General features: G+C 71.5%; 14 protein-coding genes. 13 read left to right on the top strand and 1 reads right to left on the bottom strand.

Annotation, left to right across the window (positions count from 1 at the left end; translation table 11 throughout):
* From EZM51_RS05815 to EZM51_RS05755, 13 genes are all read left to right on the top strand, one after another.
* The coding region (locus EZM51_RS05815) for an NUDIX hydrolase (RefSeq protein ID WP_248305483.1) at positions 1-649 on the top strand (649 nt) is incomplete at its 5' end.
* Positions 646-1,551: a site-specific tyrosine recombinase XerD gene (gene xerD / locus EZM51_RS05810; protein WP_136707277.1), complete on the top strand. Its 906-nt coding sequence runs from the start codon at positions 646-648 to the stop codon at positions 1,549-1,551. The genes EZM51_RS05815 and xerD, both read left to right, overlap by 4 nt.
* A gap of 56 nt (positions 1,552-1,607) precedes the next feature.
* Positions 1,608-2,495, top strand: coding sequence for a ParA family protein (locus EZM51_RS05805; protein ID WP_136707276.1), 888 nt, complete (start codon positions 1,608-1,610; stop codon positions 2,493-2,495).
* On the top strand, positions 2,479-3,360 hold the full coding sequence (locus EZM51_RS05800; RefSeq protein WP_136707275.1) for a ScpA family protein: 882 nt from the start codon (positions 2,479-2,481) through the stop codon (positions 3,358-3,360). The genes EZM51_RS05805 and EZM51_RS05800 overlap by 17 nt, the downstream gene beginning before the upstream one ends.
* On the top strand, positions 3,350-4,081 hold the full coding sequence (scpB, locus tag EZM51_RS21015) for an SMC-Scp complex subunit ScpB (RefSeq protein WP_248305482.1): 732 nt from the start codon (positions 3,350-3,352) through the stop codon (positions 4,079-4,081). The genes EZM51_RS05800 and scpB overlap by 11 nt, the downstream gene beginning before the upstream one ends.
* A complete protein-coding gene (locus EZM51_RS05790) occupies positions 4,074-4,868 on the top strand; it encodes a pseudouridine synthase (RefSeq protein WP_248305481.1) in 795 nt (264 codons plus the stop codon). Before scpB ends, EZM51_RS05790 begins: the two co-directional genes overlap by 8 nt.
* Entirely contained in the window at positions 4,865-5,947 is a 1,083-nt protein-coding gene (locus EZM51_RS05785; RefSeq protein WP_136707272.1) for a prephenate dehydrogenase, read from the top strand. Before EZM51_RS05790 ends, EZM51_RS05785 begins: the two co-directional genes overlap by 4 nt.
* Before the next feature lie 35 nt (positions 5,948-5,982).
* Positions 5,983-6,678: a (d)CMP kinase gene (gene cmk / locus EZM51_RS05780; protein WP_136707271.1), complete on the top strand. Its 696-nt coding sequence runs from the start codon at positions 5,983-5,985 to the stop codon at positions 6,676-6,678.
* A 50-nt stretch (positions 6,679-6,728) separates the two neighbouring features.
* Complete coding sequence (gene der, locus EZM51_RS05775) at positions 6,729-8,246, top strand: ribosome biogenesis GTPase Der (protein WP_136707270.1); 1,518 nt, start codon at positions 6,729-6,731, stop codon at positions 8,244-8,246.
* Between the two features lie 13 nt (positions 8,247-8,259).
* Positions 8,260-8,499 carry a DUF167 domain-containing protein gene (locus EZM51_RS05770; protein ID WP_136707269.1) on the top strand — a complete coding sequence of 80 codons (240 nt, stop codon included), beginning with the start codon at positions 8,260-8,262 and terminating at the stop codon, positions 8,497-8,499.
* Positions 8,500-8,555: 56 nt separating this feature from the next.
* On the top strand, positions 8,556-11,027 hold the full coding sequence (locus tag EZM51_RS05765) for a glycosyl hydrolase family 65 protein (RefSeq protein WP_136707268.1): 2,472 nt from the start codon (positions 8,556-8,558) through the stop codon (positions 11,025-11,027).
* Positions 11,024-11,899, top strand: a complete 876-nt coding sequence (ligD, locus tag EZM51_RS05760) for a non-homologous end-joining DNA ligase (protein ID WP_136707267.1) — start codon at positions 11,024-11,026, stop codon at positions 11,897-11,899. The genes EZM51_RS05765 and ligD overlap by 4 nt, the downstream gene beginning before the upstream one ends.
* Entirely contained in the window at positions 11,892-12,860 is a 969-nt protein-coding gene (locus EZM51_RS05755; protein WP_136707266.1) for a CHAD domain-containing protein, read from the top strand. The genes ligD and EZM51_RS05755 overlap by 8 nt, the downstream gene beginning before the upstream one ends.
* A 28-nt stretch (positions 12,861-12,888) precedes the next feature.
* Here the strand turns inward: EZM51_RS05755 and EZM51_RS05750 are convergent, their stop codons facing one another.
* A complete protein-coding gene (locus EZM51_RS05750) occupies positions 12,889-13,323 on the bottom strand; it encodes a nitroreductase/quinone reductase family protein (RefSeq protein ID WP_136707265.1) in 435 nt (144 codons plus the stop codon).
* Between the last annotated feature and the right edge of the window lie 43 nt (positions 13,324-13,366).

Here is a 13,366-nt window from a genome sequence, read left to right as displayed (position 1 = left end):
CGGGCCGGTCGCCGGTCCGCTCGCCGACGAGCGCGTCGACCTTCCGCTCCTCGAGAGCGAGCGGGTGTTCGACGGACGCGTCTGGGACGTGCGCCGCGACACCTTCCAGTTCGGCGGCCACCGTCTCGTGCGCGAGTACGTCGATCACCCCGGTGCGGTCGCCGTGCTCGCACTCGACGACGACGACCGGGTGTTCCTGATCCGCCAGTACCGGCATCCGGTGCGCACGCGCGAGTGGGAGATCCCGGCCGGCCTCCTCGACGTGCACGGGGAGGACCCGCTCGCCACCGCCAGGCGCGAGCTGGCCGAGGAGGGCGACCTCGAGGCATCCGACTGGTCCGTGCTCGTCGACGTCTTCACGTCGCCCGGCGGCAGCGACGAGGCGATCCGCATCTACCTCGCCCGCGGGCTCAGGACGACCGAGGAGGCGTTCGAACGCGAGGCCGAGGAGGCCGACATGCAGACGCGGTGGGCCGACCTCGACGAGTGCGTCGACGCGGTGCTCGCGCGTCGCGTGCAGAACTCGTCGTTCGTCTACGGCGCGCTCGCGGCCTTCGCGGCGCGCGCACGCGGCTGGCAGGGACTCGGCCCGGCGGACGCCCCGTGGCCGGGCCGCTCCACGCCGCGGGGGGAGCCCGCGCGGCCATGACCGCGACCGCGTCCGTCGAGGGGTACCTGCGGCACCTCGCGGTCGAACGCGGCCTCGCCCGCAACACCGTCACCTCGTACCGTCGCGACCTCGGCCTGTACGCCGACTGGCTCGCCGCCCGCGGCTTCGACGGACCGGGCGCGGTCGGAGAGCAGGACCTCGCCGACTTCGTGCGCTTCCTCGGCGCCGAACGCCGACCCCCGCTCGCGACCTCGTCGATCGCGCGGGTGCTCTCGGCGGTGCGCGGCCTGCACCGCTTCCTCGCCGACGAGGGCGTCATCGAGGCGGATGTCTCGCGCGAGCTGCGCCCCCCGAAGCTCCCCATGCGCCTGCCGAAGGCCATCCCCGTCGAGGAGGTCGAGGCGCTCATCGCGGCGGTCGGGGGCGACGAGGTGCCCGAACTGCGCGACACGGCGCTGCTCGAACTGCTCTACGCCACCGGCGCTCGCGTCTCCGAGGCGGTGTCGCTGAACGTCGACGACCTCGTCGACGACGAGGTGGTGCGACTGTTCGGCAAGGGCGGCAAGCAGCGCATCGTGCCGCTCGGCTCGTACGCGCGCCGTGCGATCGACGCCTACCTCGTGCGCGCCCGTCCGACGCTCTCGGCGCGCGGCGCCGCGACGCCCGCGCTCTTCCTCGGCCTTCGCGGTCGACGGATGTCGCGGCAGGCCGCGTGGGACGTGATCCACCGGGCCGCCGAACGGGCCGGGCTCGCGGCATCCGTCTCACCGCACACCCTGCGCCACTCCTTCGCGACGCACCTGCTCGAAGGGGGCGCCGACGTTCGGGTGGTGCAGGAGTTGCTCGGGCACTCGTCGGTCGCGACGACCCAGATCTACACGCTGGTCACAGCCGATACACTCCGGGAGATGTACACGGCTTCCCACCCGCGTGCTCGCTAGAATCGACCAAGCACTCGCGGGACGCAGGCGCCGACGACGCAGGAGAGAGACCAGACGTGACCAACCAGACGCAGGACCCGGCTGACGGCATCGCGTCGCTGGAGCCCGAGGTCGGTCCCACCGGACGTCCCCACCGCGACTTCCCCGAGCCGGCCCCGCTGCGCTCGCACGGTCCGGCCCGCATCATCGCCCTCTGCAACCAGAAGGGCGGGGTCGGCAAGACGACGACCACCATCAACCTGGGCGCCACCCTCGCCGAGTACGGGCGTCGGGTGCTCGCCGTCGACTTCGACCCGCAGGGCGCGCTCTCGGCCGGGCTCGGCGTGCAGACCCACGATGCGCCGACCATCTACGACCTGCTGCTGTCGCGCGGCCTCGAGCCGGCCGACGCCATCCAGCACACGATGATCGAGGGGCTCGACGTGATCCCCGCGAACATCGACCTGTCGGCCGCCGAGGTGCACCTCGTCACCGAGGTCGCCCGCGAGCAGATCCTCGCCGGCGTACTCCGGCGGGTGGCACCCGACTACGACGTGATCCTCATCGACTGCCAGCCGTCGCTCGGCCTGCTCACCGTGAACGCGCTCACGGCCAGCCACGGCGTGGTCATCCCGCTCGAGTGCGAGTACTTCGCGCTGCGCGGCGTCGCCCTGCTCATCGAGACCATCGACAAGGTGCGCGACCGGCTGAACCCGGCCATCGAGCTCGACGGCATCCTGGCGACCATGTACGACGCGCGCACGCTGCACTCGCGCGAGGTGCTCGAACGCGTCGTCGACGCGTTCGGCGACAAGGTGCTCGAGACGGTCATCACACGCACCGTGAAGTTCCCCGACGCGACGGTCGCCGCGACCCCGATCACCGAGTTCGCGCCCGACCACCAGGCGTCGACGGCGTATCGGCAGCTCGCGAGGGAGCTGGTCTTCCGTGGCGCGGTCGCCTGAGACGGTCCCGGTTCCCGACGAGCGCGCGCCCGACGAGTCCCCGGAGCTCGACGGCGCGACGAACGAGGCCGCAGACGAGACGTCGGCGGGGTTCCGCGTCGCGCTCTCGAACTTCGAGGGCCCGTTCGACCTGCTGCTCTCGCTCATCGCCAAGCACGAGCTCGACATCACCGAGGTGTCGCTCTCGGCGGTCACCGACGAGTTCATCTCCTACCTGCGGGGGCTCGACTCCGAGGAGGAGCTCGATCGCGCGTCGGAGTTCCTCGTGGTGGCCGCGACGCTGCTCGACCTCAAGGTCGCCGGCCTCCTGCCGCAGGGCGAGCTCGTCGACGCCGAGGACGTGGCGCTCCTCGAGGCGCGCGACCTGCTCTTCGCGCGGCTGCTGCAGTACCGCGCGTTCAAGGAGGCATCCCGCTGGTTCGCGACGCACCTCGAGGCCGAGTCGCTGCGGCACCCTCGGAACGTGCGGCTCGAGGAGCGCTTCCGCCAGCGCGAGCCCGAACTGCGCTGGACGCTCAGCGCCGAGGACTTCGCGGCCCTCGCGGCGCTCGCGCTCGCTCCGCGCGAGGTGCCCACGGTCGGCCTCGACCACCTGCACGCGCCGCTCGTGTCGATCCGAGAGCAGGCGGCGCACGTCGTCGCGGTGCTGCGGCGCGGCGAGTCCGTGACCTTCCGCGCGCTGATCGCCGGCATCGGGCAGCCCGGCATGATCGTCGCGCGGTTCCTCGCCGTACTTGAGCTGTACCGGCACGCGGCCATCGGGTTCGAACAACTCGAGCCGCTCGGTGAACTCACGCTGCGCTGGGCCGCCGAGAGCTGGTCCGATGAGAACCTCGAGAGCCTGGGGGCCGACTATGACGAGTGAGACGGATGCCGCGGAGACGGTGGATTCCGCGGAGACGGTGGATGCCGCGGAGCTGACGCAACCCGCGGGTGAGCGCGGGCCCGAGCTGTCGATCGCCACGCCGCTCGACGTGCCCGGCCAGCCACGGCTCGACCTCGACCGCGCCCTCGAGGCCATCCTGTTCATCGCCGACGAGCCGCAGGGTGTCGTGCAGCTCGCGGCCGCCGTCGCGCGTCCGGTCGCCGAGGTGCGCGCCGCCATCGCGCGCCTGAAGGCGGACTACGACGGCACGGGCACCTCGGGCGAGCCGCGCACCGACGTGGCCGACGAGGGCACGGCGGCACGGGGCATCCGTCGCGGCTTCGAACTCCGGGAGGTCGGCGGCGGCTGGCGGTTCTACGTGCGCGCCGAGTACGACACGCTCGTGGCCGACTTCGTGCTCACGCAGTCGTCGTCGAAGCTGTCGCAGGCCGCGCTCGAGACGCTCGCGGTGATCGCCTACAAGCAGCCGATCTCGCGCTCGTCGATCGCGGCGATCAGAGCGGTCAACGTCGACTCCGTCGTGCGCACGCTCCTCGGTCGCGGCCTCATCACCGAGGTCGACACGGATGCCGAGACGGGCGCGATCCTCTACGGCACCACCGAGCTGCTGCTCACCAACCTCGGCATCAATTCGATCGAGGAACTGCCGCACATCTCGCCGTTGCTCGACGACGGCCAGGGGGGATTCGACCTTGACTGAACAGCGGGACCGCAGCGGGGAACGGCTCCAGAAGGTGCTCGCGGCCGCCGGCGTGGCGAGCCGCCGGGTCTCGGAACAGCTGATCGTCGAGGGCCGCGTCGAGGTGAACGGCCGCGTCGTCACCGAGCTCGGCAGTCGCGTCGATCCCACGCGCGACCGGGTCGCCGTCGACGGCGTCGCCGTGCAGCTCGACCCCGCGAAGCGGTACTACATGCTGAACAAGCCGCGTGGCGTCGTCTCGTCGATGCGCGACGAGCAGGGCCGACCCGACCTCAGGCGCTTCACCGACGGCCTCGAGGAGCGCGTCTTCAACGTGGGCCGCCTCGACGCGGAGACGAGCGGGCTGCTGCTGCTCACCAACGACGGCGAGCTCGCGCACGTGCTCGCCCACCCGTCGTTCGGCGTGGAGAAGACGTACATCGCGAAGGTGCGCGGTCGGATGACGGCGCAGACGCTGCAGCGACTGAAGCGGGGCATCGAACTCGACGACGGCCCCATCGCCATCGATCGCGGACGCATCCTGCAGCAGCGGGGCGACGACCGGCACACCATGGTCGAGGTGACGCTGCACTCCGGTCGCAACCGCATCGTGCGCCGCATGCTCGACGCCGTGGGGCATCCGGTCACCGACCTCGTGCGCCGCAGCTTCGGTCCGCTGCATCTCGGCACCCTCACGTCGGGCGCCATGCGCGAGTTGACTAAGGTGGAACTCGGCCAACTGCTCACGATCTCCCGCGCCGCGGACGCCGCGCGCAGCGACGCCGGATCGAACGAAGGGGACTCGTGACCGACACACGCCTGATCGGACCGGTGCGCGTCGTCGGCGTCGGCCTGCTCGGCGCGAGCATCGGGCTGGGCCTGAAGGCGAAGGGGATCGACGTGATCCTCGCCGACGCGTCGCCGACGCACCTCGCGATCGCCGTGGACTACGGCGCGGGGCGCCCGGCCGAGCCCGACGACCGGCCGCAGCTCGTGGTCGTGTGCGTGCCGCCCGACGTCACCGCCGACGTGGTCGCGGCCGAGCTCGAGGCGTTCCCCGAGGCGATCGTGACGGATGTCGCGAGCGTCAAGCTCGCCGTCTTCCACGATCTGAAGGCGCGAGGCGCCGACCTCTCGCGCTACATCGGCACCCACCCGATGGCGGGCCGTGAGCGCGGCGGACCCATGTCGGGGCGAGCCGACCTCTTCGTCGGCCGCCCATGGGTGGTGGTCGATCACGGGAACGTCTCGTACCAGAACGCCGCCGCCATCGACGACCTGATCCTCGACCTCGGCGCCACGCTCGTCGAGCTCACCCCCGAACAGCACGACCGGGCCGTCGCCCTCGTCTCGCACGTACCGCAGGTCGTCTCGAGCCTCATGGCACGACGGCTCATCGAGGCTCCGCACGTGGCGCTCAACCTCGCCGGGCAGGGCCTTCGCGACGTCACCCGCGTGGCGGCGAGCGACCCCGAACTGTGGGTGCAGATCCTCGGCCAGAACGCCGGGCCGGTCGCCGAGATCCTCGGCGCCTACCGCGACGACCTCGATCGCTTCATCGCCGCCCTCGAAGACTTCGAGGCGCCCGGTGCGCGGCGTCGCATCGCCGAGGAGCTCTTCGGCGGCAACACCGGCGTGGAACGCCTGCCCGGCAAGCACGGCGTCGACCGCCGCTACGCCAGCCTCATCGTCATGGTCGACGATCGTCCGGGGCAACTCGCGCGGCTCTTCAACGACGTCGGCGACGCGGGGGTGAACCTCGAGGACCTCCGCCTCGAGCATTCGCCGGGCGCCCAGGTGGGCCTCGCCGAGATCTTCGTGCTTCCCGAGGTGGTGGAGCGCCTCACCGGCGAACTCGCCACCCGCGGCTGGCGGATCGCCGGCTGAACGAGTCGAACAGGTCAGGTCGAACAAGGTTGAACGTGAACGAACCCACCCCCGTGTATCCGCTCGTCGTCGCCGTCGACGGCCCCGCCGGCAGCGGCAAGTCGAGCGTGTCGAAGGAGGTCGCGCGTCGTCTCGGCTACGGCTTCCTCGACACGGGGGCGGCGTACCGTGCGCTCGCGTGGCACGCGGAGGCCTCTGGGGTCGACACGGATGACGCGGCATCCGTCGTCTCGTGCCTTTCGAGCTTCGGGTACCGCATCGGCACCGACCCGACCGGCTACGCCGTGCACGTGGGCGACGTCGACGTGACCACCGCGATCCGCGACCCCGACATCTCGGCCGTGGTGAGCCGGGTCGCGCGCGTGCCCGAGGTGCGCACCCACCTCATCGAATTGTTCCGCAGCATAATCGCGGGCGAGGAGCGGCCGGGCATCGTCGTGGAGGGGCGCGACATCACCACGGTGGTCGCACCCGATGCGCCGGTGCGGATCCTGCTCACCGCAGCGGAGGAGGTTAGAATAGCCAGGCGCTCCGCCGAACTCGTCGACAACACACCCGAGCACACGGGGGAGCAGTTGCGCCGCCGCGACGAGGCCGACGCGAAGGTCGTGGACTTCATGACCGCCGCCGACGGCGTGACGACCGTCGATTCGACGGAACTCGACTTCGAGCAAACCGTCGATGCGGTGATCGGCGTGATCCGGGCCGTGCAGCCCGAGACGGCGCGGTAGCGGCCGGCGGGCACGAGCCCGGCCGGGCGCCAGACTTCAGAGGAGACACCATGACCGACCAGCAGGGCGAGTACGACGACGAGGCCGTCGTCGACGACGATCTGGCCGAGCGCCTCGCCGACGTCGACGAGGACCTCGCCGAACAGCGCGCCGTCGCACTCCGGTCAGGACTCGCCGACTACGAGCTCGATGAAGACGACCTCGACGTGCTCGAGCTCTCGGAGGAGGGCGAGGAGGGCATCCGCTACCTCCCGGCGCTCCCGGTCATCGCGATCGTGGGCCGGCCCAACGTCGGCAAGTCGGCGCTCGTGAACCGCATCCTCGGCCGCCGCGAGGCCGTCGTCGAGGACACGCCGGGCGTCACGCGCGACCGCGTCTCGTACAAGGGCGACTACCTCGACCGGCGCTTCACGCTCGTCGACACGGGCGGGTGGGAGCCCGACGCGAAGGGCATCGACGCCTCCGTGGCCGCGCAGGCCGAGGTCGCGATCGATCTCTCCGACGTGGTGCTGTTCGTCGTCGACGCGACCGTCGGCGCGACCTCGACCGACGAGCACGTGGTGCGCCTGCTGCGCAAGACGAAGAAGCCCGTGTTCCTCGTGGCGAACAAGGTCGACGACGCGCGCCAAGAGCCCGAGGCGGCCGCCCTCTGGAACCTCGGCCTCGGCCAGCCGTACCCCGTGTCGGCGCTGCACGGCCGCGGCGTGGCCGACCTCTTGGAGGAGGTCTTCAAGGTCCTGCCGCAGGTGTCGGCGGTCGCGAAGGACGAGTTCGGCGGGCCCCGCCGCGTGGCGATCCTCGGCCGTCCGAACGTCGGCAAGTCGAGCCTGCTCAACAAGGCGGCCCGCGAGGAGCGGGTCGTCGTGAACGAGCTCGCAGGCACCACGCGCGACCCGGTCGACGAGCAGATCGAGCTCGGTGGCAAGGTGTGGCGTTTCGTCGACACGGCGGGCATCCGCCGCCGCGTGCACCTGCAGCAGGGCGCCGACTTCTATGCGTCGCTGCGCACCCAGGCGGCCCTCGAGAAGGCCGAGGTCGCCGTGGTGCTGCTGGATGTCTCGCAGCCCATCTCCGAGCAGGACGTGCGCATCATCGATCTCGTGCTCGAGTCGGGGCGTGCGCTCGTGCTCGCGTACAACAAGTGGGACCTGCTCGACGACGACCGTCGCCGCTACCTCGAGCGCGAGATCGAGCAGGACCTGCACCACGTCGCGTGGGCGCCCCGGGTGAACATCTCGGCGAAGACCGGCCGGCACCTCGAGAAGCTCGTACCCGCCCTCGAGACGGCGCTCGAGTCGTGGGACACCCGCATCCCCACGGGGAAGTTCAACGCGTTCCTCACCGAGCTCACGCAGGAGCACCCGCACCCGGTGCGCGGCGGCAAGCAGCCCCGCATCCTGTTCGGCACGCAGGCCGCGAGCCGTCCGCCGACCTTCGTGCTGTTCACGACCGGCTTCCTCGACCCGGGCTACCGCCGGTTCATCCAGCGGCGCCTGCGCGAGATCTACGGCTTCGAGGGTTCGCCCATCGTGATCAACATGCGGGTGCGCGAGCGTCGCCAGCGGTAGTCGGACCGACGCGATGGACCTCACCGTGCGGGTGAAACCCGGCAGCCGCAAGGGACCGCTGGTCGAGGAGACCGAGGGCGACCCCGCGGCATCCCTCACCGTCTACGTGCGGGAGCGGGCGGTCGACGGCGCCGCGAACGCGGGCGTCGTGGCGGCGCTGGCCGCGCATTTCGGGGTGTCGCGCTCGAAGGTGACGATCCTGCGGGGCGAGTCGTCGCGGATCAAGCGCGTCCGCGTCGACGAGGGCGGATAACGCTCCGGCCCGTGCGGTTGCGGCACTGAGCGGATGCCGCGGCGTAGCGTTGGGGCATGGCATCGCTTCGCCCACTCGACGAGCGCGTCTGCGGTGTCGCGCACCCGCACGACGGAACGGCGGACGCGGAGACCTGGGTCGTCGGCTTCGACCGTTACCTTCCGTCCCACGAGGGCACGCGCGAGGCGCTCTGCACCCTCGCGAACGGGTACTGGGGCACCCGCGGCGCCGGCGAGGAGTCGGCGGCCGATGACGTGCACTACCCGGGCACGTACTTCGCCGGGGTCTACGACGTCGTGGACTGGCAGGTCGAGGGCATGGCGATGTCCGACGAGGAGATGGTCAACGCGCCGAACTGGCTGCACCTGCGGTTCCGGCTCGACGGTGGCGACTGGTTCTCACTCGACGCGCTCGACGAGGCCGACCTCGGCGAGTTCCGGCAGGAACTCGACGTGCGCCACGGCATCCTGACCCGGCGGTTCACGTTCCGCGACGCCCGCGGTCGCGTGACCACGGTGCGCAGCGACCGGTTCGTCTCGCAGGCCGATCCGCAGATCGCGGCCATGCGCGTCTCGATCCTGCCCGTGAACTGGTCGGGGCCGGTCACCGTGCGGTCGGGCATCGACGGTCGCGTGACGAACTCCAACATGCCCGATCACTCCCCGCGCACGCATCGGCACCTGCACCCCATCGAGCTGCGCGAGTGCGGGGGCGACACGGTGCTCCTCGAGGTGGAGACCGCACGCTCGAACATCCGCATCGCGACGGCCGCACGCACGACGGTGCAACTTGGGGCGCAGGCGATCGAAGCCGACCGCTCGTTCGAGACCGATGAGCGCGGTGCGGTCGCCCAGGAGTTCTGGGTGGATGCCACGGGCGGCACGCCGCTCGTGATCGAGAAGGTCGCGTGCGTCTCGACCTCCCGCGACCGCGCGGTGCTCGCGCCGGCCGATGCCGCCGCGGACGGCCTGGCAGGCACCGCGTCGTTCGACGAGCTCCTGCGGGAGCACGTGCAGTCGTGGGAGCGATTGTGGCTCGAGTTCGCCGTGGAACTCCACCCCCCGGGCGAGGAGGCGCTCGCGCTGCACTTCAACGCGTTCCACGTGCTGCAGACGCTGAACGCCGTGAACGCCGACCTCGACGCCGGCATTCCGGCTCGCGGACTCCACGGCGAGGCGTACGACGGCCACGTGTTCTGGGACGAGCTCTACGTGTACCCGTTCATCACGATGCGCCGACCGCCCCTCACGCCGGCACTCCTCGCCTACCGGCACCGCCGGCTGGGTGCCGCCCGGGTCGCCGCCGCGCGGGCAGGGCATTCCGGCGCCATGTTCCCGTGGCAGAGCGGCATCGCGGGCGACGACGTCACGCCGCGCGCGCTCTTCAACCAGCTCAGCGGCACATGGATCCCCGACAACTCGCGCCTGCAGCGCCACGTCGGCCTCGCGGTCGCCTACAGCGCGTGGCAGTACTACGAGTCGACGGGGGACACGCAGTTCCTGCTGCATCAGGGAGCTGACCTCATCCTCGGCGTCGCACGGTTCTTCGCCTCGATCGCGGTCTACGACCCCGCGCGAGACCGGTACTCGATCGATCGCGTGATGGGTCCCGACGAGTTCCACGACGGCTATCTCGACCGCCCCGGCGAGGGCATGCGCGACAACACCTACACGAACGTGATGACGTCGTGGGTGCTCCGGCGCGCGATTGCGACGCTCGACGTGTTGCGGGAGCATCCGGGTCGGCTCGCCTGGCAGCGCCTCGGCATCGCGCCCGGGGAATCCGCGGAGTGGGAACGCATCGCGCGCCGGCTCACCGTCGTGTTCAACGACGACGGCACTCTCTCGCAGTTCGACGGCTATCAGGATCTCGAGCCCATCGACCTCGACGCCTACCGGCGTCGGTACGGCTGGATCGGCCGACTCGACCTCATCCTCAACGCCGAGGGCGACACGACCAATCGCTACCAGGTCTCGAAGCAGCCCGACGCGCTGATGCTGCTCTACCTGCTGTCGGCCGAGGAGCTCCGCGAGATCCTCGAGGACATGGGCTACGAGCTTCCACCCGAGGCGGTCGTGAGCACGGTCGAGCGGTACTCGGCGGCGACCACCTACGGGTCGACCCTCTCGAACGTCGTGCACGCCTGGCTCGAGGCCCGGCGCGACCGTGCGCGTTCCTGGAGGTTCCTGCAGGAGGCCCTGCGTTCGGACCTCGCCGACATCCAGGGTGGCACCACCCGGCAGGGGGTGCACATCGCGGCCATGGCCGGATCGGTCGACCTCGTGACACGCTGCTGCACCGGCATCGAGATGCGCGGCGACCGGTTGTGGTTCCACCCGTTGCTGCCCGCCGAGATCGGCTCCATCAAGTTCCACCTCGTCTACCGCGACCAGGCGCTCAGCGTGCGGCTCTCGCAGGACGAGCTGCGCATCACCTCGGCCGAGGGCCGCGCGGCGCCGATCCGCATCGTCGTCGAGGGCGTCGAGTTCGAACTCGCCACCGGTGAGGAACGGAGGTTCGCCCTATGACCCGATCATCGAGCCGTGCCGTGCGGATCACGCATCCCGAGCGACGGCTCTTCGAGACCGGCTTCACGAAGGGCGACCTCGTCGCGTACTATCGCGCGGTCGCCGACGTGATCCTGCCGCAGCTGGCCGACCGGCCGGTGACGCGCATCCGCTTCCCCGAGGGCGTCGGCGGGGTGCGCTTCTTCGAGAAGCACGCGCCGAAGTACACCCCCGATTGGCTCAGGCGGATGCCGCTCTCGTCCAATCCCGGATCGTCGAAGCCCGCCAAGCTCGTGAACTACCCGTTCATCGACGATGTCCGGGGGTTGGAGTGGATGGCGAACCAGTCGGCCGTCGAGCTGCACACGCCGCAGTGGCGGGCGGGCCCGCGTGGCGGCATCCGGAATCCCGACCGCCTCGTCGTCGACCTCGACCCGGGCGAGGGTGCGGGGCTCGACGAGTGCGTCGTCGCCGCACGCCTCATCCGCGACCGGCTCGCCGAGGATGATCTCGACGCGTGGCCGGTGACGAGCGGCGGCAAGGGCCTCCACCTCTACGCGCCGCTCAGCGGTCGACGCACCTCGCGCGCCGTGCACGGCTACGTCGGCACGGTGGCGAAGGAGCTCGCTGTGGCGCATCCCGACGCGCTCGTCGCCGAGGTGGGCAAGGAGAAGCGCGTGGGCCGGGTGTTCATCGACTGGAGCCAGAACAGCGCCGCCCGCTCCACGGCGACGCCGTACACGATGCGTGGCCGCGAGGCCCCGCGGGTGGCCGCGCCGCGCGAGTGGGAGGAGCTGGAGCCGGGCGTCACGCAGCTCGGACCCGACGAGGTGCTGCGTCGCCTCGAGCGCGACGGCGACCTCATGGCGCGGCACGGGCTCGCTCGTGACTGACGAGGTCGACCCGTCGGATGTCGCCGGCTCCGACGCCGGCACCGCCATCGTCGCCGCCCTGCGCGCGATCGGCGAACGGCTCGACGCACTGGAGCCCGCCGCGATCGCCGACGAACCCGACGCGATTCACCAGCTCCGGACGCACGTGCGTCGCCTCCGCAGCGTGCTCGCCGCGTACGCGCCGCTGTTCGACGCGTCGGTCGCCGAAGGGATCCGCCGCCGGTACCGGGAGTTCGGCCGCGAGCTCGGCACCGTGCGAGACATCGAGGTGCGAGTGCAGGTGGCCGAGCGCGCACTCGAGGAGGCCGGCGAGGGGGAGGACGCCGACGGCACGCGGGACGCGCTCGACGCGGACCACGCGCGCGCACGGGAGCGCGCGGTGGTACGGGCACGGCTCGTCGCCGCCGAGCTCGAGACGCACCGGCTCGCGCACGCGCGGTTCGTGGAGCGCCAACGGATGCCGCGCGCGACGGCACGGCGTCTCGTGCTCGCCGAGTTCCTCGACGCCCCGCCGCTCACGCCGCTCGCCGCCGGCCCCGCCCACGAGGTGCTCGGCGACCTCCTCGCGCACGAGGGGAGGCGCACGGTCGCTCGCGCCGAGCGGCTCACGGCGTCGGCGGACCCCGACGAGTTGCACGCCGTGCGTAAGGCCGGCCGGCGCCTGCGGTACGCCGCTGAGGCCGTGACGACCGAGCCGGTGGTGCTGTTCGGGGCGAGGGCGGAGGCGCTCGCCGAGGCCGGCGAACGCCTGCATGACGTGCTCGGCGACCATCGCGACGAACTGCTGTTCGCGGAGCACGCGCGCCGCGCGGCTGCGCACGCCGCGCATCAGGGCGAGCCGGCCGGGCTGCTCGAGCACCTGGCCGCCGCCGCCGACCGGCGTGCCTCGGCGCACGTGCACGGACTCACGGCGGTCAGGCGCGAACTGCGGCGTGCGGCCGAGAGGTGGGCGGCGCGGTGAGGTGACGCCGCCCGTCGGCGCTGCGTGGTCAGTCGCGGGGTTCGCAGATGACGAGCGGGATGCGGCGGCTCGTGCGGCGCTGGTAGCCCGCGTAGCCCCGGTAGGCGCGCACCACCCTCGGCCACAGCTCGGCGTGTTCCGCGTCGTCGGCGGGCCGCGCCGTCATCGGCCTCGCGACGCCACGCATCGTGAGTTCGACGCGCGGGTTCACCACGAGGTTCAGGTACCAGTCGGGATGGCGGTCGTCACCGCCTCGCGACGCCACGAGCACGACTCGATCGCCGTCGACGATGGGCGCCGAGAGCACGACCGATCGGGTCTGGCCGCTCCGTCGCCCGGTGGTGTGGAGTTCGACGATCGGCATGCTGCCGGCCCTGGCACCGAGGTGCCATCGGCTCAACCGGAGGAGCGCCGCATGCCCCCGCGACAGGGCGCGGAATCCGGCGTCGACGAACGAACCCATGTATCGAGTAGATCACGGAAGGCTGACGGGGCGATGCGTGAGC

It is taken from the genome of Agromyces sp. H66 (assembly GCF_004959775.1).
Taxonomy (GTDB): domain Bacteria; phylum Actinomycetota; class Actinomycetes; order Actinomycetales; family Microbacteriaceae; genus Agromyces.
The sequence above is the reverse complement of the archived record's forward strand: the minus strand, read 5'-3'. Positions and strand labels throughout refer to the sequence as shown.